The organism is Candidatus Latescibacterota bacterium (assembly GCA_020633725.1).
In the GTDB taxonomy this organism is placed as follows: Bacteria; Krumholzibacteriota; Krumholzibacteriia; order JACNKJ01; family JACNKJ01; genus VGXI01.
In genome coordinates, this window is sequence record JACKDC010000001.1 from 148374 (window position 1) to 170254 (window position 21881).

At 70.8% G+C, this 21881-nt stretch carries 24 protein-coding genes and 1 pseudogene; 20 read left to right on the plus strand and 5 right to left on the minus strand.

Going from position 1 to position 21881, the window contains the following annotated elements; translation table 11 throughout:
• Window positions 1-13 precede the first annotated feature (13 nt).
• The 4 genes and pseudogenes from H6693_00605 to H6693_00620 all read right to left on the minus strand — a co-directional run bounded on the left by H6693_00605 (window position 14) and on the right by H6693_00620 (window position 2851).
• A complete protein-coding gene (locus tag H6693_00605; GenBank protein ID MCB9514678.1) occupies window positions 14-607 on the minus strand; it encodes a DNA-3-methyladenine glycosylase in 594 nt (197 codons plus the stop codon).
• A gap of 2 nt (window positions 608-609) precedes the next feature.
• Window positions 610-1500: a CCA tRNA nucleotidyltransferase gene (locus tag H6693_00610; GenBank protein ID MCB9514679.1), complete on the minus strand. Its 891-nt coding sequence runs from the start codon at window positions 1498-1500 to the stop codon at window positions 610-612.
• Window positions 1501-1734: 234 nt separating this feature from the next.
• A pseudogene (locus H6693_00615) lies at window positions 1735-2070 on the minus strand (polynucleotide adenylyltransferase PcnB).
• A gap of 85 nt (window positions 2071-2155) precedes the next feature.
• Window positions 2156-2851, minus strand: coding sequence for a deoxynucleoside kinase (locus tag H6693_00620; protein ID MCB9514680.1), 696 nt, complete (start codon window positions 2849-2851; stop codon window positions 2156-2158).
• Between the two features lie 141 nt (window positions 2852-2992).
• Between H6693_00620 and trmB the strand changes: the two genes are divergently transcribed.
• Genes trmB through H6693_00635 form a run of 3 tightly spaced genes read left to right on the plus strand, consistent with a single transcriptional unit; the run spans window position 2993 to window position 5017 of the window.
• Window positions 2993-3583 carry a tRNA (guanosine(46)-N7)-methyltransferase TrmB gene (gene trmB / locus H6693_00625; GenBank protein ID MCB9514681.1) on the plus strand — a complete coding sequence of 197 codons (591 nt, stop codon included), beginning with the start codon at window positions 2993-2995 and terminating at the stop codon, window positions 3581-3583.
• Entirely contained in the window at window positions 3583-4629 is a 1047-nt protein-coding gene (truD, locus tag H6693_00630) for a tRNA pseudouridine(13) synthase TruD (protein MCB9514682.1), read from the plus strand. The genes trmB and truD overlap by 1 nt, the downstream gene beginning before the upstream one ends.
• A gap of 1 nt (window position 4630) precedes the next feature.
• Window positions 4631-5017, plus strand: coding sequence for a hypothetical protein (locus H6693_00635; GenBank protein ID MCB9514683.1), 387 nt, complete (start codon window positions 4631-4633; stop codon window positions 5015-5017).
• Here H6693_00635 and H6693_00640 read toward each other — a convergent pair.
• Entirely contained in the window at window positions 5014-5922 is a 909-nt protein-coding gene (locus tag H6693_00640) for a proline dehydrogenase family protein (GenBank protein MCB9514684.1), read from the minus strand. The two genes, H6693_00635 and H6693_00640, sit on opposite strands and share 4 nt — an antisense overlap.
• 233 nt (window positions 5923-6155) lie before the next feature.
• Between H6693_00640 and H6693_00645 the strand changes: the two genes are divergently transcribed.
• From H6693_00645 to H6693_00725, 17 genes are all read left to right on the plus strand, one after another.
• Complete coding sequence (locus H6693_00645; GenBank protein MCB9514685.1) at window positions 6156-6854, plus strand: response regulator transcription factor; 699 nt, start codon at window positions 6156-6158, stop codon at window positions 6852-6854.
• A gap of 253 nt (window positions 6855-7107) precedes the next feature.
• Complete coding sequence (locus H6693_00650; protein MCB9514686.1) at window positions 7108-9030, plus strand: PD40 domain-containing protein; 1923 nt, start codon at window positions 7108-7110, stop codon at window positions 9028-9030.
• Between the two features lie 108 nt (window positions 9031-9138).
• Window positions 9139-10701: an Rne/Rng family ribonuclease gene (locus H6693_00655; GenBank protein MCB9514687.1), complete on the plus strand. Its 1563-nt coding sequence runs from the start codon at window positions 9139-9141 to the stop codon at window positions 10699-10701.
• A gap of 88 nt (window positions 10702-10789) precedes the next feature.
• Window positions 10790-11098 carry a 50S ribosomal protein L21 gene (gene rplU, locus H6693_00660; protein ID MCB9514688.1) on the plus strand — a complete coding sequence of 103 codons (309 nt, stop codon included), beginning with the start codon at window positions 10790-10792 and terminating at the stop codon, window positions 11096-11098.
• Window positions 11099-11118: 20 nt separating this feature from the next.
• On the plus strand, window positions 11119-11376 hold the full coding sequence (rpmA, locus tag H6693_00665; protein MCB9514689.1) for a 50S ribosomal protein L27: 258 nt from the start codon (window positions 11119-11121) through the stop codon (window positions 11374-11376).
• Window positions 11377-11439: 63 nt separating this feature from the next.
• Window positions 11440-12153, plus strand: a complete 714-nt coding sequence (locus H6693_00670; GenBank protein MCB9514690.1) for a 3-deoxy-manno-octulosonate cytidylyltransferase — start codon at window positions 11440-11442, stop codon at window positions 12151-12153.
• 100 nt (window positions 12154-12253) lie between these two features.
• The gene (locus H6693_00675; protein MCB9514691.1) at window positions 12254-13867 is read left to right on the plus strand and encodes a CTP synthase; all 1614 of its coding nucleotides are present in this window, start codon (window positions 12254-12256) and stop codon (window positions 13865-13867) included.
• Window positions 13864-14694 carry a 3-deoxy-8-phosphooctulonate synthase gene (gene kdsA, locus H6693_00680; protein MCB9514692.1) on the plus strand — a complete coding sequence of 277 codons (831 nt, stop codon included), beginning with the start codon at window positions 13864-13866 and terminating at the stop codon, window positions 14692-14694. Before H6693_00675 ends, kdsA begins: the two co-directional genes overlap by 4 nt.
• Entirely contained in the window at window positions 14681-15253 is a 573-nt protein-coding gene (locus H6693_00685) for an HAD hydrolase family protein (GenBank protein ID MCB9514693.1), read from the plus strand. The genes kdsA and H6693_00685 overlap by 14 nt, the downstream gene beginning before the upstream one ends.
• Window positions 15246-16271 (plus strand): KpsF/GutQ family sugar-phosphate isomerase, encoded by a 1026-nt coding sequence (locus tag H6693_00690; protein ID MCB9514694.1) that lies wholly within the window; start codon window positions 15246-15248, stop codon window positions 16269-16271. Before H6693_00685 ends, H6693_00690 begins: the two co-directional genes overlap by 8 nt.
• Window positions 16272-16475: 204 nt before the next feature.
• On the plus strand, window positions 16476-17081 hold the full coding sequence (gene lptC, locus H6693_00695) for an LPS export ABC transporter periplasmic protein LptC (GenBank protein ID MCB9514695.1): 606 nt from the start codon (window positions 16476-16478) through the stop codon (window positions 17079-17081).
• Complete coding sequence (gene lptB, locus H6693_00700; GenBank protein ID MCB9514696.1) at window positions 17074-17814, plus strand: LPS export ABC transporter ATP-binding protein; 741 nt, start codon at window positions 17074-17076, stop codon at window positions 17812-17814. The genes lptC and lptB overlap by 8 nt, the downstream gene beginning before the upstream one ends.
• 15 nt (window positions 17815-17829) lie before the next feature.
• Window positions 17830-19209: an RNA polymerase factor sigma-54 gene (gene rpoN, locus H6693_00705; protein ID MCB9514697.1), complete on the plus strand. Its 1380-nt coding sequence runs from the start codon at window positions 17830-17832 to the stop codon at window positions 19207-19209.
• Between the two features lie 182 nt (window positions 19210-19391).
• Window positions 19392-19943: a ribosome-associated translation inhibitor RaiA gene (gene raiA / locus H6693_00710; protein MCB9514698.1), complete on the plus strand. Its 552-nt coding sequence runs from the start codon at window positions 19392-19394 to the stop codon at window positions 19941-19943.
• Between the two features lie 6 nt (window positions 19944-19949).
• Window positions 19950-20933 carry an HPr(Ser) kinase/phosphatase gene (gene hprK, locus H6693_00715; GenBank protein MCB9514699.1) on the plus strand — a complete coding sequence of 328 codons (984 nt, stop codon included), beginning with the start codon at window positions 19950-19952 and terminating at the stop codon, window positions 20931-20933.
• A gap of 79 nt (window positions 20934-21012) precedes the next feature.
• Window positions 21013-21402: a hypothetical protein gene (locus H6693_00720; GenBank protein ID MCB9514700.1), complete on the plus strand. Its 390-nt coding sequence runs from the start codon at window positions 21013-21015 to the stop codon at window positions 21400-21402.
• A 7-nt stretch (window positions 21403-21409) separates the two neighbouring features.
• Complete coding sequence (locus tag H6693_00725) at window positions 21410-21871, plus strand: hypothetical protein (protein MCB9514701.1); 462 nt, start codon at window positions 21410-21412, stop codon at window positions 21869-21871.
• Window positions 21872-21881: the final 10 nt, after the last annotated feature.

Consider the following 21881-nt stretch of genomic DNA (forward strand, 5'->3'; position numbering starts at 1 on the left):
GCGGCGCCCAGCGCTAGGGGCGGCTCGTCCAGGGGCTCGCCTTCTCCTTGAATCGCCAGGGCCAGCCGGCCGCCTCGCCCGCGTAGTCGACGCCCACGCGCGGCCCGGCCTCGACGCGTCCGCGCCCCGGCGGGCGGCCGGGCTCCAGCCATAGCTCGGCATGGGGGAGGGCGAGGCCGTCGTGGCGCAGGTCCAGTCCCAGGGCCGCGCAGAGGCGGCCGGGGCCTCGGGCCCAGTCGCGCCGAGGACGGCCCGCGCGGAGCGCGGCCATGCGCTCCAGCCCCTCTTCCGGTTCGCCGGCGCGCAGCAGCACGGCGGCCGCGCGGCCCTCCCGCTCGCAGACGAGGTTGAGGCAGTGGTGCAGCCCGTAGACCAGGTAGACGTAGCTGTGGCCGGGCGGGCCGAACATGACGCGGTTGCGCGCCGTGGGCCCGCCGCGCGCGTGGCTGGCGGGGTCGTCCGCGCCGGCGTAGGCCTCGGTCTCCACGATGCGCAGGGCGAGGCGCTCGCCGTTCAGCACGCGCACGAGGCGGCGGCCGAGCAGGTCCCGCGCCACGCGCAGGACCGGGCGCGCGAAGAAGTCGGGGCCCAGCGGCGCTGCGTCCACGTCTAGGTCCGCTCGGAGCGCCGCCGCCGACGACGCCGCGAGCGCCGGCGCTTGCCCGCGCCGAAGATCAGCGGGGGCGGCGTCAGGCCGCGCGCCTGGGCGTCCAGCTCGAAGAGCCGGTAGGCCGACGGGAAGTAGGGCTTGCTGCGGAAGAAGCCGGGCACGGGATGGCCCTCGAGGCAGCGCGCCAGCCGGCGCTGGCTGAGCGCGATGAGGAAGAGGTGCTCGGTATCCCGGCGCGCCACGCCCAGCCGGGCCGTGAGCGGCTTGAGGAAGCGGTAGGCGACGCGGCCGGTGTCGGGCCGGCTGCCGGACGCCTCCTGCGCCTCGAGGGTGTCCAGGAGCGGAAACGCGAGCAGCAGGCCGAGGAGGAGGCCGTTGTCGAAGTCCTCGCCCTGGGCCACGCAGGCGTCCAGCAGCTCGAGACGCCGCCAGGGCAGCGGCAGCGGCTCGCCCTCGGCCACCGCGGGCAGGAACTGGTCGAGCGCGGGGAGCAGCTCGGCCAGCACGCCCGTCTCCCGCATCAGGCGGAGGCTGGGCAGGGCCGCGCCGCCGCGCAGGTCGCGATAGAACTCCTCGAGCAGGCGCGCCTTGCTGCAGTCGGCCAGCAGCGCGCGGTGGCGGACGATGGCGTCCCAGGTCTCGGGATCGATGCGAAAGCCGGTGCGGCCGGCGTGGCGCAGCGCGCGGATCATGCGGACGGGATCGCCGCGGAAGCGCTCGTCGGGGTCGCCGATGCTGCGGATGACGCCGGCGGCGAGGTCGTCGAGTCCGCCCACGTAGTCGATCACGCTGAAGTCGCCGATGCTGTAGAAGAGCCCGTTGATGGTGAGGTCGCGCCGGCGGGCGTCCTCGGCGGGGGTCCCGTAGCGCTGGTCGGCGAACTCCAGCAGGTGACGGCCGCGGTCGTAGCTCCGGCGGCCGCGGCGGCGCCGCTCGGGCGGGGCCTCGTCTTCGCTGTCCTCGTCGTCGTCGGAGACCTCTTCGTCTTCCGCGTCGTCGTCCTCCTCCTCGTCGTCGTCATCGTCGCCGGGGGAGGGGGGGGCGTCCTCGTCGCCGTCGAGCTGGTCGGCCTCGGCCTCCAGCCGCGCCTTCTCCTCGAGGCTGTCCTGATCGCTGAGGGACGGGTCGTCGTCCTCGCTCTCGTCCAGCGCGCGGAAGGTGGCCACCTCGAACACCCGCCCGCGGCCGAACATCACCTGCACGATGGGAAAGCGCCGGCCGATCACGCGGCTGTTGCGGAAGAGATCGAGGATCTCCTCGGGCGTGGCGTCGGTGCCGATGTCGAAGTCCTTGGGCACCCGCCCCAGCAGGAGATCGCGCACGCCGCCGCCCACCAGGTAGGCCTGGTAGCCCGCCCGGTGCAGCCGGTAGAGGATCTTGAGCGCGTCGGGGTCGATGTCCTTGCGCGAAAGCGTGTGCTCGCTGCGCGGGAGCACGCGCGCGTCATAGGGCGCTGCCATGAGGCCTCCGGGGAAGACGAAGGCGGGAGTGGGGACTTGAGTGTAGACCATCGCCGCCCACGGACCAAGCGGTCATTGCGTGGCGTCAGGGTTCGAGCAGCGCGAAGCGGGCGTCCGCGGGCACGGCCAGCGGCGACGCCTGGGCCGAGGGAAAGAGCTCGCGCTGCGGGCAGGCCGCCAGCACCTGGGCGGCCAGCAGTTCGAGGTCGGCGGAGCCGTCCACGAAGTCCAGCGCGTCGGCGTCCACCACGAGGATGCGCTCGCTCGGCCGCGAGGCGATCCACTCCTCGTAGTAGGCGTTCAGCCGCTCGAGGTAGGCCGGATCGATGTCCGCCTCGTAGTCCCGCCCGCGCTGGCGGATGTTCCTCAGCAGCCCCGCCAGGCTACGGCGCAGGTAGACCAGCAGGTCGGGCGGACGCAGCAGGGCGAGCATCTGCGTGTAGAGGCGCCGGTAGGTGCGCCACTCGCCCTCGCTCATGCGGCCGGAGTCGTAGAGGTTGCGGGCGAAGATGAGCGCGTCCTCGTGCAGGGAGCGGTCCTGGATCGCGCTCTCGGCCCGCTCGGCGATGAGGCGGTGGTCCTCCAGGCGGTTGGCGAGGAAGGTGAGCTGCAGGGCGAAGGCCCAGCGCGACATGTCCTGGTAGAAGTCGGCCAGGAAGGGGTTGTCGTCCACGCGCTCGACGTAGCTGCGCCAGCCCAGGCGCTCGCTCAGCAGGCGGCTCACCGTGGTCTTGCCCGCGCCGATGTTGCCGGCCAGCACCATGTGAAAGAACTCGGACACGCGCGCTCCCGGTCGGCTGCAGCGGAGGGTGCGCACAGGGTGGCAGAGCGCGCGTCCCGGCGCAAGCGGCGAACCCGAGCGGCTTGAGGACGGCCGCCGCCTCTGGTATAAGCCAGGTCGCGCCCACGGTGGAGGCTCCGCATGTTCGACCCCGAGATTCCGGCCTCGCGTCCCGGTCCCTGGGACTGGGCGGATCTGTTTGGGCGCAGCGCCGCCGTGGAGCTGGAGCTCGGCTTCGGCAAGGGCCGCTTCCTGCTCGAGAGCGCCCGCGCGCAGCCCGCGACGGACTTCGTGGGCGTCGAGCTGTCGCGGAAGTGGTTTCGCGACGCCAAGCGCCGGATGCAGAAGCACGAGGACTGCCCGGAGAACCTGCGCATCGTCTGCGCCGAGGCGATGGATCTGCTCGCGCGCAAGGTGCCGGATGCTAGCCTGGCCGCGCTGCACGTCTACCATCCGGATCCCTGGCCCAAGCGACGGCACCACAAGCGGCGGCTGCTGGGCCCGCGCTTCCTCGCGGAGGCGACGCGCGCCATCGCCCCGGGCGGAGAGCTGCGCGTGACCACGGACCACGCCGGCTACGCCGCGCGGATCGCCGCGCTGCTGGCGGCGCCGCCGGGCTTCGCGGCGATGGACTGGCCGGCCGATGCGCTGCCCAACACGCACTTCGAGGCGAAGTACCGGCTGGAGGGACGGCCCATCCACCGCTTCCGCCTGCGCAGGGAGGAGTCCTAGTGTCCGCCGACGGTCCCTGGCACCCCTGGCAGTCGCTGCCCTTTCCCGCCGACGGCCCCGGCGCCGGGCTGGAATACCCGGCCGACGCCGACCGCTTCCACGTGGAGGAGCTGCCCCTCTACGAGCCCTGCGGCGAGGGGGAGCACCTCTACCTGGACATCGAGAAGCGGGAGCTGGACACCCCGGGCCTCGCGGCGCTGATCGCGGCGCGGCTCGGACTGCCGGCGGCGAGCGTCGGCTGGGCGGGGCGCAAGGACCGCAACGCCACCGCGCGGCAGCGCCTGTCCGTGCCGCGGCGGGAGAGCGAGGGCCGTCTCGACGCGCTCGAGGACCCGCGACTGCGGCTCCTGGGCGCGAGCCCGCATCGCAACAAGCTGCGCCTGGGTCATCTGCGCGGGAACCGCTTCCGGCTCCTCCTGCGCGGGAGCGCGCCGCTGGGCCCGCTGCGCGAGGCGCTGGACGCGCTGGTCGCCACCGGCATGCCGAACTACTTCGGTCCCCAGCGCTTCGGACTCGAAGGCGACAACCATCAGCGCGGGCGCGCCCTGCTGGGCACGCCGAACGCCCGCCGCGGACGCGCCCAGCGCTTCCTGCACAGCGCCTTCCAGTCGTCGCTCTTCAACCGCGTCTGCGCGGCGCGCGCGGCGGCGGGCCCCGGCCTGCTCGACGGCGACCTCGCCTGGATCCACGCCAAGGGGGCGGTCTTCCGCGTGGAGGATCTGTCCGCCGAGGCGCCGCGCGCGGAGCGGCTCGAGATCAGCGCCAGCGGTCCGCTGCCCGGCCGGCAGATGCTGCTGCCCGCGGACGCCGCGGGCGAACTCGAGGCGCGGGAGCTCGCGCTGGGTGGCTGGCGCGAGGAGTTCGGCCGTCAGCTGCGGGGGGGGCGTCGTCCGCTGCGCATCCCGCTGCTGGAGGCGTCGCTCGAGGCGTACGACGAGGGCGCGCAGCTCACGGTGACGCTGCCCCCGGGCAGCTACGCGTCGGTGCTGCTGGCCTGCCTGGGGCTGCGCGTCCCGGCGGGCGGCAGGGACAGCGAGGAGGACTGAGATGCCGCATCTGCGCGTCGAAGGAGGAGAGCCCGTCGCGCCCGCCGCGCTGCACGCGGCGCTCGCGCCCTTCACGGTTCGGGACGAGACGGGCGTCCTCAGGCTCATGGCCTGCTACCTGGAGCGGGAGGGCGAGGACCTGCTGCTCGAGCTGCTCGCGGCCGAGAGCGCGAAGCCCCAGCACTTCTTCGCGGCGCTCAGGCGGCGCGACGGCGCCTGGCTCCTGCGCTGCCTGCCGCTGACCGATCCCGAGAAGACGCCGGCGGTGCGCCGGCTGCTGGCGCTGGCGGGACTGCGCGTCGCGGCCTGCCTGCCCGGCTCGCGCGCGCTGAGCGAGGATCTCGGTCCGGAGCTGGCGGCCATGGCCGGCGCCCTGCCGCCGGACTAGCCCTGGCCGAACATCGCCCGGAACACGTGGCCCGCCACGCTCGGGTTCTCCTTCAGCCGCCGCATGCAGTAGGCGTACCACTCCCTGCCGTAGGGAAGGTAGACGCGCAGGGGATGTCCCTCCGCCACGATGCGGTCGCGCAGGCGCTCCTGCACGCCCAGCAGCATCTGGAACTCGTAGCGGTCGGGGCCGAGCCCGCGCTCGGCGATCATGGCCTTCGCGCCTTCCACCAGCGCCTCGTCGTGCGTGGCGATGCCCACGTAGCTGCCCCCGTCGAACATGGCGCCGAGCGCGGCGAGGAAGTTGCGGTTGATGCCCGCGTGGTCCTGGATCGCCACCTCGGGCGGCTCCACGTAGATGCCCTTGCAGAGCCGGTAGTCGGGCGCGGGGGAGAGCGAGGCCAGCGCGGCCACGTCCGCCAGCGTGCGGTGCAGATAGGCCTGCAGCACGACGCCCACGTTCGCGAACTCCTCGCGCAGGCTGCGGTAGACCCAGAGCGTGTCGTCGGTGAGGCTGCTGTCCTCCATGTCGATGCGCACCTTGCCGCCCAGGGCCGCCGAGCGCGCGACGATGCCGCGCATGCCGTCGAGGCAGAGCTGGCGGTCCAGGGCGAGGCCGAGCTGGCTCAGCTTGATGGAGACGTTGCGGTCGACGTCCACCTCGGCCTGGCGGTCCACCAGGGCCAGGTAGTCGGCCGCGGCCTGGCGGGCCTGCTCCGGCGAGTGGGTGTTCTCCCCGAGGATGTCCATGGTGCAGCGCAGCCCCGCGCCGCGGAGCTCCCGGGCGATGCGCACCACGTCGTCGAAGCTCTCGCCGGCGATGTAGCGGCTGGACACCTTGCGAACCACAGGACGCGGGACGGCCGGCAGGACGCCGGCGATGGCGCGGTCGAAGAGCGTGGGCATGGCTTCCTTTCTCGGGGCTGCGACCTGTCCGTGACGGCCGGGCAGGGCTCAAGGTAGAGCCGGCGCGGTGGAGGGTCAAGATCCCCGAGATCCGGGACCCGGAAGTCCGCTTAGCGGGGAAAAGTGTATCAGGGCTGTGACAAAACATCGAGATTCGGTATCAACACTGAGTGAAGGGTTGCAGGCCTGATAGTCGGCTGCTAGACTCGCCGCGCTTCGAACCGGGGGACAACATGGCCAACGAGCGTGTACTGATCGTCGAGGACGATCGGAGTACCTTGCGTATGCTTGCCGAGAGCGTCGAGGCGGCCGGATACCGCGCCAACGTGGAGCGGACCGCGGCTGCCGGCGTGGCGTCGGCGCGTGCGCAGAGGCCCGATCTCATCATCCTCGATCTCGTGTTGCCGGACCGCAGCGGGCTGGAAGTCTGCCGCGAACTGCGCGGAAGCGCGGCCACGGATGGCGTTCCCATCATCATGGTCACCGCCCTGGGCGAGCCCGCGGACAAGGTCAGCGGGCTGGATCTCGGCGCCGACGACTACATGGTGAAGCCGGTGGACATCCCGGAGCTGCTCGCGCGGATCCGGGCGCTCCTGCGGCGGCACCAGAGCGGTGCGGGCGACGGGGCGGCGGCCATCACGGTCGATGGGTTCGTCATCCAGCCGGAGCGGCTGAGTGTAGGCCGCAACGGCAGCGAGGCCGTGCAGCTGACGGCGCTGGAGTTCAAGCTGCTGTATCAGCTGGCCAGCCGGCCCGACGAGACCTTCAGCCGGCACCAGTTGCAGACCCTGGTCTGGGGCCAGGAGCACAGCAACACGGAGCGCGCGGTGGACGTGCTGGTCAACCGGCTGCGCGGCAAGCTCGATGCGCTGCCGGAGGGCGGGAGCATCGTGCGCACGGTGCGCGGCGTCGGCTACCGCTTCCGCGGCTGATTCGGAAGCGGCAAGCCCCTCGGCAAAAACGGGTTGCGCGGGCCACGGCGATCGGGCATCTTCACCCCTGTACGTCCGGCGCCGGACGCCGACGCGAGGGTGCAGACTTGACAGCCCCAGTCGGGAGTGCTATCCAGGATCGCCGAGGGTAGCCGCAAACTCCCGATTTACAAGGCCTTCGCCGTCTCCTGCCACCGTCCGGGGCCCTCAGCGGGGCCCACTCGGGGCCCTCATAGTGAGAAGTGAGGTTTCCATGAAGCGTGGTCTTTCGTCCAGTGCCCTCGGCCTGATCGCCCTGGCGCTGCTGGGCCTGGTGGGCGCGTGCGACGACAACAAGGGTGGCACCCGTCCGTCCACGCCCGCGCCCCTCACCGAGGCGAAGGTGCTCACCCTGAACCTGGACGCCGGCGCGCCGGTGGCCCTGGAGGACACCGGGAGCGAGCTGGCCATCGCCTACAGCTGCCTCTTCGAAGGCAGCGGCGACATCTTTCGGCTGGTCCTGACCGACAGCGACGGCGACGGCCTCTACGACAGCTACGACACCGTGGAGGAGTATCCCAACTCCAACGACACCACCATCCACTACACGCGCACGGACCAGACGCAGTTCTCGACGATCGGGGAGTACGAGGTCACCGAGGGAGCGAGCCACTTTCCCAGCGACCCCGCGGGCGTCTTCTTCGCGGGTCCCCGCCAGCTCTTCTACGACCCGACCAGCGATCGCATCTTCTACTCCATGGCCTACGGGACGGCGGCGCAGATCGCGTCCACCGTCGCGCCGCTCGACGCCACCGGCGGGCACACCGGGGACATCGTCAACGAATACGACCCGGCGCTGAAGGACTTCTCGACGGACGCGGGCCGCGCGCCCAACTGGCAGTACTGGTACACCAAGCGCAAGGTGGGCACGGCCTGGAAGTTCTCCGGCGGGCTTCACGCCGCGGTGTCGCCCGTGCTCGGCGGCGTGCGCTGGCTGGCCTACGCGGACTCGCTGCTCGAAAGCTACGATCACGACGGTGACGAGCTCGTGGGCGAGGATCCCGTCGGCGCCATCGAGGTGGTCCGCGACGGGCTTCCCGACGACGGCGCCCCCGGCATCCTCGGCGAGGACGATGACGGGAAGGGCGATGGCGTCGACTTCGACGATCTCGAGGTGGCGTCCATGCTCGTGGTGGACCCGCCGGTCTACTCCCTGGCGTGGAGCATGCAGAACTACGTGCCCGCCTGGGACGACGACGAGGACGGCCGCATCGACGAGGACCGCCTCGACTCCCTGGACAACGATGGCGACGGCCTCTTCGACGAGGATCCGAAGGATCCGCCCTTCGACGACGACGGCGACGGCCTCGCCGACGAGGACCCGATCGACGGCGTCGACAACGACGGCGACGGCCTCATCGACGAAGACCCCTACATCGGCATCGACAACGATGGCGACGGGTTCGTCGACGAGGATCCGTTGGACTCTCTGGACAACGATGGCGACGGCCTCTTCGACGAGGACCAGCCAGGCGACATGAACGGGGACGGCTACCCTGGCGTTCCCGGTGACGAGCTGGACGACGGGGGACCGATCACCTCCGAAGACACGCTCGGCGATCTGGAGGACCCGGAGGTCAAGCACAGCAACCTGCGGGCCCTGGGCAAGGCTACTTACGATCCCACGCTGGATGACGACGAGGACGGCATCTCCGATGAGGACGCCGACTTCGCGCAGAACGGGATCTGGGTTGTGAGAATCGGCGCGGACGGGCTACCCGACAGCACGGCGACGCCCATCAACCTGACCGACGACAGGGGCCGCCAGCCCTTCTTCAACCCGACGGGAAGCGATCTGCTCTACGTGGTGGGTGGCGATATCCATCGCCTGACCCTGGAAGCCACCGCGGACACGGTGATCGTGCTCAGCGATGAGAACCTCACCAGCAGCGCTGCGCTCGAGGCATTCCCCGCCTATTCGGACAACGGGGATCGCATCGTCTACAGCTCGAGCGCCCACGGGAGCTCCGACATCTACTTCATGGACGCCGCGGGCTCGGTGACACGCGTCACCAACGCCCCGGGCCAGGAGCTCTACCCGCGATTCACTCCAAACGGACAGCAGATCCTCTACGAGGGCTGGCTGTTCCCCGAAGGTGTGCGCCGGGTGATGATCACCGTGGAACCGCTGCCCTAGCAGAGCCGCGCGGTCGCTTCGGCGGCCGCGCGCCGCAATCCCGTCGGTTGTTGGAATCGCCGCAGTCGCGGCGGGCGGCCCCCTTGCGCAGTTGCGCGAAGGGATGGCATGCAACGGGAGATCTTCGTACACGTGGGCGCCACCGAGGTGGGCGTGGCCATCGTGGAGAACCACGAGCTGGTCGAGTACCTGGTGGAGCGCGGTGACAGCAAGCACATCGTGGGCGACGTCTACAAGGGCGTCGTCAAGGCCGTGCTGCCCGGCATCCAGGCGGCGTTCGTGGACATCGGCTACGAGAAGGCGGGCTTCCTGCACGTCTCCGATCTCGCCTGGGGCGACGACGGGCCGGGCAGCGAGCGCCTGCGCGATCTCGAGGCCGACGACGAGCGCGGCAGCCGCGGTGGCGGGAGCCGTCGCCGCGAGCCCTCGAGCTACCCGCCCATCGAGAGCAAGGTGAAGAAGGGCGACGAGGTCGTCGTCCAGGTCACCAAGGAACCCATCGGCACCAAGGGTCCCCGCCTCACGGCGCAGCTCTCGCTGCCCGGGAAGTTCTGCGTGCTGATGCCGGGCATGGACTACATCGGCGTGAGCCGCAAGATCCTCGACCGCAACGAGCGGACGCGCCTGAAGCGGATCGTGCAGCGCTGCCGACCCAAGGGCCACGCGGTGATCGTGCGCACGGCGGGCGAGCGCGTGGAGGAGGAGCAGCTGGAGGAGGACATCCGCTCCCTGCATCAGCGCTATCAGGAGCTGGTGGAGCGGGGCCGTGGCCGGAAGGCGCCGGCGCGGCTGCGGGAGGAGGTGGGACTGGTCATCGGGCTGGTGCGCGACGTCTTCAACGAGGAGGTCAAGCGCCTGCTCATCGACCACGAGGGCGAGCACGCCCAGCTGGTGGAGTACGTGCGCACCTTTGCGCCCGAGCTCGAGAACCGGGTGCTCTACTATCGCGAGGAGCTGCCGATCTTCGACGCCTTCGGCATCCGCACCGAGCTGGAGAAGAGCCTGCAGCGCCAGGTCTGGCTGAAGCGCGGCGGCTACCTGGTCTTCGACCACAGCGAGGCGCTGGTGGCCATCGACATCAACACCGGCAAGTACGTGGGCAAGCGCAACCAGGCCGAGACGATCCTGCAGACCAACCTCATGGCCGCCCGCGAGATTCCCCGCCAGCTGCGGCTGCGCGACATCGGCGGGATCATCGTCATCGACTTCATCGACATGGAGAGCGACGAGGACAAGAAGAAGGTCGTCGCCGAGCTGAAGCGGGCCGTGCGGCAGGACCGCGCGCGCACGAAGGTCTTCGACATCAGCCCGCTGGGCCTGGTGGAGATGAGCCGCAAGCGCGTGCGCCCGGCGCTGCTGCACATCTTCAGCGAGGACTGCCCCTACTGCGAGGGGCGGGGGCACATCATGTCGGTGGACAGCCTGACCAACAAGCTGGAGACCACGATCCGCCGCATCGCCACGCGCTGCCGGGAGCGGAAGTACCAGATCCGGGTGAACCCGGTGCTGGCGCACTTCATCCGGCAGAGCCGCCTGGACGTCTTCAGCGAGATCCAGGAGGGGCACAAGGTGGAGCTGCACCTGCTGGACGACCCGCGCCTCCACCGGGAGCAGCACGAGATCACGGCCCTGGAGACGGGCCGGGATCTGGTGGCGGCGGTGAGCCGCTAGCGCGGCAAAGGGCCGCAGCCCCCTTGACACGGGGCCGGAAGTTTAGTATTCAAAACGCTTTGGTCGCCTATTCTGAGGAGGAACGGCCGTGTACGCGCTCGTCAAGATGGCCGGCAAGCAGTTCAAGGTGAGCACCAACCAGGTGCTGCGGGTGCCCCTGATCGGCCAGGCCGTTGGGGAAACCGTTGAATTCGATCAGGTTATGGCGGTCGGCGAGGGCGCGGACATGAAGCTGGGCACCCCCTACGTGGACGGGGCCAGCGTGAAGGCCGAGATCGTCGGCCACGGCCGCGAGCGCACGATCCGCGTCTTCAAGAAGAAGCGGCGCAAGAAGTACCGCCGCACCCAGGGCCATCGTCAGCCCTACACCGAGATCCGGATCACCGGGATCGCCTAGCCGGCGGAAGGAGAGTCGAGATGGCACACAAGAAAGGCGTCGGCAGCTCCCGTAACGGGCGAGACAGCGCCCCCAAGTTCTTGGGAGTGAAGCGTTTCGCGGGCCAGCTGGTGAGCGCGGGCTCGATCCTGGTCCGCCAGCGCGGCACCCGCCTCCTGCCCGGCGCGAACGTGGGCCGCGGCAGCGACGACACGCTCTTCGCCCTCGTGGACGGCACCGTCGAGTTCGCCCGCAAGGGCAAGGACCGCAAGGTCGTCAACGTCACCCCGGTCGCCTAGGCCGCGGGTTCGGACAGTTTCGGCGGCGGGCCCGGCGGCCCGCCGTTTTTCGTTGGGAGGGACGTGGCCACGCTCGCCGTGATTCCGGCCCGCATGGGCTCGAGCCGCTTCCCCGGCAAGCCGCTCGCGCTGCTGGCGGGCAAAACGCTGATCCAGCGCGTCTGCGAGCGGGCGGCGGGTCTCGCGGGCGTCGCCGCGCTGCGCGTCGCCACCGACCATCCGGAGATCCTCGCGCACGTCCAGTCCCTCGGCTTCGACGCCCGGCTCACCGACGGCGCGCATCCGAGCGGCAGCGACCGCGTGGCGGAGGCCGCGGCGGACTGGACCGGGCACGTCCTCAATCTCCAGGGCGATGAGCCGCTCTTCGATACTCACGCGGTCACAGCGCTGATCGCGCGCCTGGAGGCGGACGACAGCCTGGCCATGGGCACGGTGGGCGTGCCGCTGCGCCCGACGGACCTCGAGGCGCCCGATCGCGTGAAGGTGCTGCGCGCGCCCGACGGTCTCGCCCGCGACTTCCGCCGCCAGCTCGACGGCCCGCCCCCGCCGGACTGCACGCTGCACCTGCACGCCGGCATCTACCTCTACCGCGCCGAGACGCTCGCGCGCTTCGTCGCGCTCCCGCCCTCGCCGCGCGAGATCGCGGAACGTCTGGAGCAGCTGCGGGCGCTCGAGGCGGGCATCCCGATCTGGGTGGAGACGGGCGAGCACTGGGCGCCGGGCGTCGACACGCCCGAGGACCTGAAAGTCGTTGCAAAGCTCCTGGAGCGCGCCTAGGATGAGCTTCCGGGCGTGACGCCCGGTTTTTTGTTTCCGGCCATTTCACGACGCAGGGGGGACCGTGAGCCGAAGTCACAAGACCAAGTTCATCTTCGTCATGGGCGGCGTGGTCTCCTCGCTGGGCAAGGGCATCGCGGCCTCGTCGCTGGGGCTGCTGCTCAAGCAGCGCGGCCTGCGCGTGACCATGCTGAAGTTCGATCCCTACCTCAACGTCGACCCGGGCACCATGAGCCCCTTCCAGCACGGCGAGGTCTTCGTCACCGACGACGGCGCCGAGACCGACCTCGACCTGGGCCACTACGAGCGCTTCCTGGATCAGAGCCTGGGCCGGCCGAACAACGTCACCGCGGGGCAGATCTACGACGCGATCCTGACCAAGGAGCGCCGCGGCGACTTCCTGGGCCGCACGGTGCAGGTGGTGCCGCACGTCACCAACGAGATCAAGAGCCGCGTGCTGCTGCTGGCCGAGCGCGATCCCGAGCTCGACGTGGTGATCACGGAGATCGGCGGCACGGTGGGCGACATCGAGGGCCTGCCCTTCCTGGAGGCCATCCGCCAGTTCGTCTTCGACAAGGGCCGCGAGAACTGCCTCTACGTGCACCTCACCCTGGTGCCCTACATCAGCGCGGCGCATGAGATCAAGACCAAGCCCACGCAGCACAGCGTGAAGGACCTGCGCGAGATCGGCATCCAGCCCAACCTGCTGATCTGCCGCACGGAGCGGCCGCTGGACGAGGACGTGAAGGAGAAGATCGGCCTCTTCTGCAACGTGGCCGCGCGTGACGTCATCGAGGCGCGCGACGTGGAGTCGATCTACGAGGTGCCGCTGCGCCTGCACGCCGAGGGACTGGATCAGCGCGTGGTGGAGCTGCTGGGGCTGGAGGCGGCCGAGCCGGAGCTCGCCGAGTGGGACCGTTTCGTCAACGGGGTGATCGGCGCGCCGGACGCGGTGACGATCGGCGTGGCGGGCAAGTACGTCGACCACCTGGACAGCTACAAGAGCATCATCGAGTCGTTCATCCACGCCGGCCAGGCCAACGACGTGCACGTGAAGATCCGCTGGATCGACAGCGAGCGCCTGGACGCGGCCGCTGCCAAGGGGGCGCTGGAGGGCGTGGACGGCCTGCTGGTCCCCGGCGGCTTCGGCCACCGCGGCGTCGAGGGCAAGATCGCCGCCGTGCGCCTCGCGCGCGAGAGCGGCCTGCCCTTCCTCGGCATCTGCCTCGGCCTGCAGGCGGCGGTGATCGAGTACGCGCGCCACGCCGCGGGCATGCCCGGCGCCGACAGCACCGAGTTCGACCCGCAGTGCACGGCCCCCGTGATCTGCCTGATGGAGGAGCAGAAGGGCATGGTGAAGATGGGCGGCACGATGCGCCTGGGCGCCTATCCCTGTCAGCTCCAGCCGGGCAGCCGCGCGGCGGAGTGCTACGGGGGCGAGGCCTCGATCAGCGAGCGGCACCGCCATCGCTACGAGGTGAACAACGGCTTCCGCGAGAAGCTCGAGCGCGCGGGGCTGGTGTTCTCCGGCCTCTCGCCCGACGGGCAGCTCGTCGAGATGATCGAACTGCCCCAGCATCCCTTCTTCGTGGCCTGCCAGTTCCACCCCGAGCTCAAGAGCCGGCCGGGCCGTCCGCATCCGCTCTTCCGCTCGCTCGTGGCCGCGGCGCGCGCGCGCCGCCTCGGCGACGTGCCCGCCCGCCAGGAACCATGAAGCGCTTCAGCATCGGCGGCGCGGAGGTGGGCGGGCCACGGCCTCTGCTCATCGCCGGCCCCTGCGTGGTCGAGGGCGAGGCGATGCTGCGCGAGACGGCGCAGTTTCTGGCCGCGCTCGCCGCGGAGATCGGCTGGCCGCTGATCTTCAAGGCTTCCTACAGCAAGGACAACCGCCTCGCCGCCGACAGCTTCCGCAGCCTCGGCGCGGAAGACGCGCTCGGCCTGCTCGCCGAGGCCGCCCGCGCGGCGAAGCTGCCCGCGCTCACGGACATCCATCACCCCGAGGAGGCCGCCCTGGCGGCGCGCTACGTGGACTGCCTGCAGATCCCGGCCTTCCTCTGCCGGCAGACGCCGCTGCTCGAGGCGGCCGGCGCGACGGGGCTGGCGGTGAACGTCAAGAAGGGCCAGTTCATGGCGCCCGAGGACCTCGCCTACTCGGCCGAGAAGGTGAGCCGCGCGGGCGCCGAGCGCGTGCTGCTCACCGAGCGGGGCGCGAGCTTCGGCTACCGCGACCTGGTGGTGGACTTCCGCGCCTTCCCGCGCCTGGCCGCCGCGGGACATCCCGTGATCTTCGACCTCACGCACAGCCAGCAGCAGCCCGGCGCGGGCGGCGGTTCGTCGGGGGGCACGCGCGAGTTCGGGCGCACCCTCGCGCGCGCGGCCCTGGCCGCGGGCGTGGACGGACTCTTCCTCGAGGTGCATCCGGAGCCCGCGCGCGCGAAGAGCGACGCCGCCACGCAGCTCGACTTCGAGGGCGCGGGCGCGCTGCTGCGCGAGCTCGCGCGGCTCTGGCAGGCCATGGAGGCGGGCGATGTCCGGCCCTAGCGCGGGCGCGCTGCAGGCCCGCCTCGCGCGCGTGCGGCTGCTCATCCTCGACGTGGACGGCGTCCTCACCGACGGCAGCCTGGGCGGCGGCGAGCCGCGCAGCCGGCGCTGGAACGTGAAGGATGGCTTCGGCGTCTACCTCGCCCGCCGCGGCGGACTCGCGCTCGCGCTCTGCAGCGGCAACGACCACCCCGAGATCCGCGAGCGCGCCGAGCGCCTGGGCGTGACGCAGCTGCGCCTGGGCCGCATCGACAAGGGCGCGGCGGTCCGCGAGCTCCTGGACGCGCTGGACGTCGCCCAAGGCGAGGCGCTCTTCGTGGGCGACGACCTCTTCGACCTGCCGGGCATGCGCGCGGCGGGTCTGGGCGCCTGCCCTGCCGACGCCGCGACCGAGCTGCACGCCCGTTGCGACTGGGTGCTGAGCGCGCGGGGCGGCCACGGCGCCGTCCGCGAGGCGATCGAGGGCATTCTGCGCGCGCGGGGCGAGTGGGACGCGCTGGTCGCGCCCTTCATCGAGGGGCGTGGCCCCGCCGGCGACGAGGAGGCCGCCCGTGGCTGAGGGGCGCAGGCCGGACGCCGGCGAGGGCGTGAGCGACCTGGAGCGCGGCCGCGAGGTGGTGGACGCGGCGCTCGCCGCGCTCGCGGCCCTGCGCGCGCGCCTCGACGCGCGCTTCGCCGCGGCCGTGGACCTGTTGCTGGCCTGCCGTGGGCGCGTGGTCGTCACCGGCATCGGGAAGAGCGGGCACGTGGCGCGCAAGCTGGCCAGCACCCTGAGCAGCACGGGCACGCCCGCGGCCTTCCTGCACGCGGCCGAGGCCACGCACGGCGATCTCGGGTTCTTCCGGAACGAGGACGTCTGCGTGATGATCTCCAAGAGCGGCGCGGGGGAGGAACTCCAGGGCTGGCTGCCCTTCCTGCGCGAGCGCGGCTGTCCGCTGGTGGCCATCTGCGGGAACCCGGACTCGCCGCTGGCCCGCGCGGCGGACGTGCTGCTCGACGCCAGCGTGAGCGAGGAGGCCTGTCCGCTGGGGCTCGCGCCCACGACCAGCAGCACCGCCGCCATGGTGCTGGGCGACGCCCTCGCCGTGGCCCTGCTGGCCCGTCGCGGGTTCGGCGCCGAGGACTTCCTGCGCCTGCACCCGAGCGGAGTGCTGGGCCGCCGCCTCAGCCTGCGCGTGGCCGACCTGATGCACGCCGGCGAGCGCCTGCCCGTGGTGGACGCCGGCACCACCCTGCGCGAGGCGCTGCTGGTCATCATCCGCGGCGGCCTGGGCATGACCTGCGTGCTCGAGACCCCCGGCGGCCCGCTGCTGGGCGTGCTGACCGACGGCGACCTCAAGCGCGTCCTCGTCGACGGGGACGGCCCCGCGCCGGACACGCTGCTCGACGCGCCCGTCGCCCGCTTCGCCTCGCGCAGCCCGCGCGTGGTGGGCCCGGAGGTGCTGGCGGCCGACGCGCTTCGCCTCATGGAGGGCAATCGGCCGGGGCCCATCACCAGCCTCGTGGTGGTGGACGGCGGGCGCCGTCCCGTGGGCGTGGTCCACCTGCACGACATTCTCCGCGCCGGCCTCAGCTAAGCCGCTGTCTCCCAACCCGTTGACATCGTTTCGCCCCTCGCGGCCCGGCTCCCGATCGCGGCGCGTGAGGGTGCGGGATTTCCGGAAACTTCCCGTAATTCCTGGCATATGGATTGCTTGACAAGGGTCTACCTCCATCATAATATCCCGGAAGAAGCGACGGCTATTGTCCGTATCTTGTTACAAGTAAAGGATATAGACCGAATGGCCACCCGTGCGCCCAACCGGGATTCCGTCCGCTCCGCCGGCCACCGCCGGCCGGGTTTCCGCCGCCTGCTGGCGCTGTCCGCGCTGGCGATGGCGCTGGGCCTGGGCTGCAACGAGGAGACGGAGCAACCGTCCTTGTCGGCCCCGGGCGAGGTGCCGGACCAGGTGCTCTGGGACTTCACCACCACGGACTCGGATTCGGGGCGGCTGGCCTGGATCTTCCGGGCGGATCAGGCGCTGCTCTTCGGCAAGGCAAAGCGGCTTGAGTCCCGCGGGATCAGTGTCGATATGTACGGTGAGACCGGCGCGCTGAACTCGACGCTCACCGCCGACTCCGGGCTCATCGACCAGCAGACGGGCGCGATGACGGCGCTGGGCAACGTGCACGTGGTGAGCGCTCAGGACTACGAACTGCGCACGGAGATCCTGCACTGGGATCGCGAGCGCGAGATCTTTCACACCGACGCCTACGTGGAGGTGCGCCACGGCGAGAACCTCTACACCGGCTACGAGATGGAGTGTGACCGCAATCTCGAGCACCTCCACATCCAGCGAGACCCCCAGGGCGTCATCGTCCAGCGCGGGGAGGACGGTCTTGACTGAGACCCGGCAAGCGGCCGTCCTCAGCGGCGATTCCCTGGTCAAGAGCTACGGCCGGCGGCGCGTCGTCGACGGCGTGTCGCTCGAGCTGAAGCAGGGCGAGGTGGTGGGGCTGCTGGGTCCCAACGGCGCGGGCAAGACGACGACCTTCTACATGATCGTCGGCATGATCCGCCCCGACCGCGGGCGAGTGACGCTGGACGACAAGGTCATCCACACGCTGCCCATGTACAAGCGGGCGCGCCTGGGCCTGGGCTACCTGAGCCAGGAGGCCTCGGTCTTCCGGCGTCTCACGGTGGAGGACAACCTCAAGGCCATTCTCGAGACGCTCGACATCGGCAAGCAGGAGCAGCGCGCCCGGCTGGAGCGACTGCTCGAGGAGTTGCGCGTGGGGCACCTGCGGCGCAGCTACGGGCATCAGCTCAGCGGCGGCGAGCGGCGGCGCGTTGAGATCGCGCGCGCGCTCACCACCGACCCCCGTTTCATTCTCCTGGACGAACCCTTCGCAGGGATCGATCCCATCGCGGTGGGGGACGTGCAGTCCATCGTCAGCCAGCTGAAGACGATGGGCCTGGGCATCCTCATCACCGACCACAACGTGCGAGAGACGCTGACCATCACGGATCGGGCCTACATCCTGTTCGAGGGCAAGATCATCCGCGCGGGCACCGCCCAGGAGCTGGTGCAGGACGAGACGGCGCGGCAGGTCTACCTCGGCCAGAGCTTCAACCTCTAGCGAAGGAACCGCATCATGGAGATGAAGATCCAACTCAAACTGGCCCAGCGGCAGCAGCTGGTGATGACGCCCCGCCTCCAGCAGGCGCTGCGGCTCCTCCAGCTGCCCACCCTGGAGCTGGAGCAGGAACTGAAGGCGGAGGTGCAGACGAACCCGCTGCTGGAGTTCGACGAGGAGGACGAGGAGCCGGATCGGCTCGAGCGCGAGACCGTCAGCGAGCCGCAGGCGGGGAACCTGGACAGCTGGGACGACATGTTCAGCGATGGCTTCGACATGCAGTACCGCGAGCAGGAGGAGCTGCCCGAGGAGTTCGTCGAGCGGGTGCCCGTGAGCCGGCAGTCGGCGGGCGAGAACCTGCTGCGGCAGCTGCGCATGATGGAGGCCGACCCCCAGCTGCTGGAGATGGGCGAGTACATCATCGGCAGCCTGGACGACCGGGGCTTCCTCACCATCGGCCTCGACGAGATCCAGAACGTCTTCCGCGTGAGTCCCGGCCGCGCCGCCGCCGCGCTGCGGCTGGTGCAGAGCCTCGAGCCGCCGGGCATCGGCGCGCGGGACCTCTCCGAGTGCCTGCTCCTGCAGCTGGCCGCCCGCGGCGAGGGCGACAGCCTCGTCGCGCAGATCATCCGCGACCACTTCCAGGAACTCATGCAGCGCAAGTACCAGGAGATCGCGCGCAAGCTGAAGCTCGGCGTCGACGAGGTGCAGGACGCGGCGCGGGCGATCGGCGAGCTCGACCCGAAGCCCGGCCTCGAGCTCTCGAGCGACGAGCCGCAGTACATCATTCCCGACCTGGTGGTGGAGGAGGTCGACGGCGAGTACGTGATCTACCTCAACGATCGCCACCTGCCCCGCCTGCGCATCGCCGACAGCTACAAGGAGTACCTCGGCTCGCACAGCAAGGAGACCAAGGACTACGTGCAGGGCAAGCTGAACCAGGCCCAGTGGCTCATCCGCACGGTCGAGCAGCGCAGGGCGACCATGGTCAAGGTGATGGCCGCGATCATCGAGGAGCAGCGCGAGTTCTTCGACAAGGGGCCGCAGGCGCTCAGGCCGCTCACCCTGCAGCAGGTGGCGAGCAAGATCGGCATGCACGAGTCCACGGTGAGCCGCGTGACCAACAACAAGACGGTGCAGACCCCGCGGGGCATCTTCCGTCTGAAGTACTTCTTCTCGTCGTCCCTGAGCACGGAGGACGGCGACGAGGTCAGCGCCAAGGCCGCCAAGAGCCGCATCCAGGAGATCGTCTCCAAGGAGGACGCCAAGCGGCCGCTCAGCGACCAGAAGATCGCCGACATCCTGCGGGACGAGGGCCTCAAGATCGCCCGCCGCACGGTGGCCAAGTATCGCGAGCAGCTGGGGGTCCTGCCCGCCCGGCTGCGCAAGGAGTTCTAGCGCTTGCCGCTTCGGGCAAGCGCTGCTATGTTCGGGGCACTCGGCGGCCCGCGCCGCCCGGCCCGCACGGAGGTGGACTTGTTCCCTCGCCGCGCCCGCAAGGTCCCGCAGCCAGTGCCCGATGCCCCATTCCGCCCGACCTCGCTGTCGGGTTTTTTCGTGGTGTTCGGAAAGGAGTGAAGATGCAGATTGCCGTCACTGCCAAGAAGATGGAATTGACTCCCGCCATCCGCAGCTACGCCGAGGACAAGATCGGTCGCCTGGAGAAGTTCCTGGACGGCATCATGGAAGCCAACATCCTCCTTCGCGTGGAGAAGCACCGCGCCATCGCGGAAGCCACCCTGCACGCCAAGCACGCCGACTTCACCGGCAAGGAGGACCACGAGGATCTCTACGCCGCCATCGACGGCCTCTCCGACAAGCTCGAGCGCCAGGTGCGCAAGTACAAGACGCGCAACCTGAGCCGCCGCCGCGTGGCGAAGGCCGGCGAGGAGATGCTCGACGTGGGCACCATCACCATCCTCGGCGCGCTCGAGCCCGACACCAGCGCCGACTACCCGGTGGTGAAGGAGAAGTTCATCCACCTGGATCGCCTCACGCCGAGCCAGGCGATCAGCCGCATGGAAGTGCACGGCGACGAGTTCTGGGTCTTCGCCGACGCGGAGGCGGGCCTGCTCTCCGTGGCCTATCGCCGCAAGGAAGGCGGCTACGGCGTGATCCGGTCGGCGGAGTAGCGCCGCGTGGAGATCGTCAACCGCAGCCTGCCGGTGGAGAAGCTCTTCCACGAGACCGCCGAGCTCCTGGACCTCAAGCTGTACAGCGACTCGGCGGTCTCGGCCACGGACATCACCGTGCCCGAGCTCAACCGCCCCGGCTTCGTGCTGACGGGCTTCGTCGAGCGCTATCAGGCCGAGCGCGTGCAGATCCTCGGCGGGGCCGAGTTCAGCTACCTCGAGCGGCTGCCCGCCGGGGACCTGCCCGCCGCGCTCGAGCATCTCTTCTGCGCGCCGGTCCCCTGCATCGTCATGACGCGCGGCCAGCAGCCCATGCCCGAGCTGGTGACGCTCTGCAACGCCCGCGGCGTGCCGCTCATGGGCACGGGCCAGCGCACCACGGGCTTCCTGCGCGCGCTGGGCGGCTACCTCGAGGACTACTTCTCGCCGCGCGGCAACATCCACGGTTCGCTGGCCGACGTCTACGGCGTCGGCCTGCTCTTCACGGGACCCAGCGGCATCGGCAAGAGCGAGATCGTGCTGGACCTGGTGGAGCGCGGCCATCGCCTGGTGGCGGACGACGTCGTGCAGCTCATCCGCCGCGGCGCCACGGTGATCGGCCGCGGCAACGACTTCCTCAAGCACTTCATGGAAGTGCGCGGCGTGGGCGTGGTGGACGTGCGCGAGATGTTCGGCATCCGCGCGATCCGCGTGCAGAAGCGCATCGAGGTGGAGGTCCGCCTCGAGCTCTGGGAGCGGGGCAAGCACTACGACCGCGTGGGGCTGGAGTACGAGACGAGCCAGGTGCTGGGCGTGGACATCCCCCACGTGATCCTGCCCATCGTGCCGGGCAAGAACGTGACCGTGATCGCCGAGACCATCGCCATGAACCACATGCTCAAGGTCTACGGGCTCAGCCCCGCCGAGCGCTTCAACCGGCAGATCATGGAGGACCTGGCCCGCCAGAACGAAGCGCGCGTCTTCCACTACCTCCAGCACGACGAGGAGTGAGGCCCGCCGCCGGCAAGACGCTTGACTTGGCGGCCTCCGGGCCGGACAATCCGCCGCGATCCCTCGCGCTGGAGTCCGCATGATCCCCGCTCTCATCGTCTGTCACGGCAACCTCGGCGAGGCCTACCTCGAGGCGCTCGCGGGCATCTACGGGGATGCGTCGCAGATGCGCGCGATCTCCAACACGGGGCTGTCGGCGGCGGCGCTGGCCGCGGCGGTGGCCGAGGGGGTCGACGCGCTGGGCGAGAGCGGCGTCATCTTCACGGACTACTTCGGCGGCAGCTGCGCGACGGCCTGCCTGGCGCAGATCGTCGGACGCCCCGGCCTGCACCTGATCAGCGGCGTCAACCTGCCCACCCTGCTCTACTACCTGGCGCATCGCCACGAGCTGCCCGCGCCGGCCCTGGTGCGCGGCATCATCCACCGGGGGCAGAACGCGATCCGCGAGCTCACGCCCCCCAGCCTCTAGGATCGCCGTGGACCTGCATCTGGACGACCGCCTCCTCCACGGCCGCATCCTGCACGGCTGGGCGCCCGTGCTCCGTCCCGCGCGGGTGCTGCTGGTCTCGCCCGCGCTGGCGGACGCGCGCGGCCGCGCGCTCTACGCCGAGGCGGGAGCCGAGCTGGACGCGGCGCTTCGCTTCCTCGCGCCCGGCGGCGAGCCGCCGCCGGCGCCGGCGCCGGGGGACTTCTGGCTGACCGACGCCCCGGGCGGCGCGCGCTGGCTCCTCGCGTCGGGGCTTGCCGTGGCGCGGCTCGTCATCATCGGGCTGCGGGAGGCCGGCGGCCGCGCCCTCGCCGAGGACCTGCGCGCCGGCGCGGCCACCCTGGCCCGGCTCGACGACCTCGCCGCGGCCGGCGTCGAGATCCTGCACCAGCCCTTCCCGGGCGGGCCGGCGCGCACCCTGCGCAGCCTGCTCGCCGGCGACCACGCCTGAGCGGAGAACC

What these genes read in the sequence shown, in the direction of transcription:
- rpmA (MCB9514689.1), top strand. Translation starts at nt 11,119, where the DNA reads ATGGCACACAAGAAAGGCGTCGGCAGCTCCCGTAACGGGCGAGACAGC.
- H6693_00645 (MCB9514685.1), top strand. Translation starts at nt 6,156, where the DNA reads ATGGCCAACGAGCGTGTACTGATCGTCGAGGACGATCGGAGTACCTTG.
- H6693_00655 (MCB9514687.1), top strand. Translation starts at nt 9,139, where the DNA reads ATGCAACGGGAGATCTTCGTACACGTGGGCGCCACCGAGGTGGGCGTG.
- trmB (MCB9514681.1), top strand. Translation starts at nt 2,993, where the DNA reads ATGTTCGACCCCGAGATTCCGGCCTCGCGTCCCGGTCCCTGGGACTGG.
- H6693_00640 (MCB9514684.1), bottom strand. Translation starts at nt 5,922, where the DNA reads ATGCCCACGCTCTTCGACCGCGCCATCGCCGGCGTCCTGCCGGCCGTC.
- kdsA (MCB9514692.1), top strand. Translation starts at nt 13,864, where the DNA reads ATGAAGCGCTTCAGCATCGGCGGCGCGGAGGTGGGCGGGCCACGGCCT.
- H6693_00720 (MCB9514700.1), top strand. Translation starts at nt 21,013, where the DNA reads ATGATCCCCGCTCTCATCGTCTGTCACGGCAACCTCGGCGAGGCCTAC.
- raiA (MCB9514698.1), top strand. Translation starts at nt 19,392, where the DNA reads ATGCAGATTGCCGTCACTGCCAAGAAGATGGAATTGACTCCCGCCATC.
- lptC (MCB9514695.1), top strand. Translation starts at nt 16,476, where the DNA reads ATGGCCACCCGTGCGCCCAACCGGGATTCCGTCCGCTCCGCCGGCCAC.
- H6693_00650 (MCB9514686.1), top strand. Translation starts at nt 7,108, where the DNA reads ATGAAGCGTGGTCTTTCGTCCAGTGCCCTCGGCCTGATCGCCCTGGCG.
- H6693_00675 (MCB9514691.1), top strand. Translation starts at nt 12,254, where the DNA reads ATGGGCGGCGTGGTCTCCTCGCTGGGCAAGGGCATCGCGGCCTCGTCG.
- rpoN (MCB9514697.1), top strand. Translation starts at nt 17,830, where the DNA reads ATGGAGATGAAGATCCAACTCAAACTGGCCCAGCGGCAGCAGCTGGTG.
- H6693_00685 (MCB9514693.1), top strand. Translation starts at nt 14,681, where the DNA reads ATGTCCGGCCCTAGCGCGGGCGCGCTGCAGGCCCGCCTCGCGCGCGTG.
- H6693_00635 (MCB9514683.1), top strand. Translation starts at nt 4,631, where the DNA reads ATGCCGCATCTGCGCGTCGAAGGAGGAGAGCCCGTCGCGCCCGCCGCG.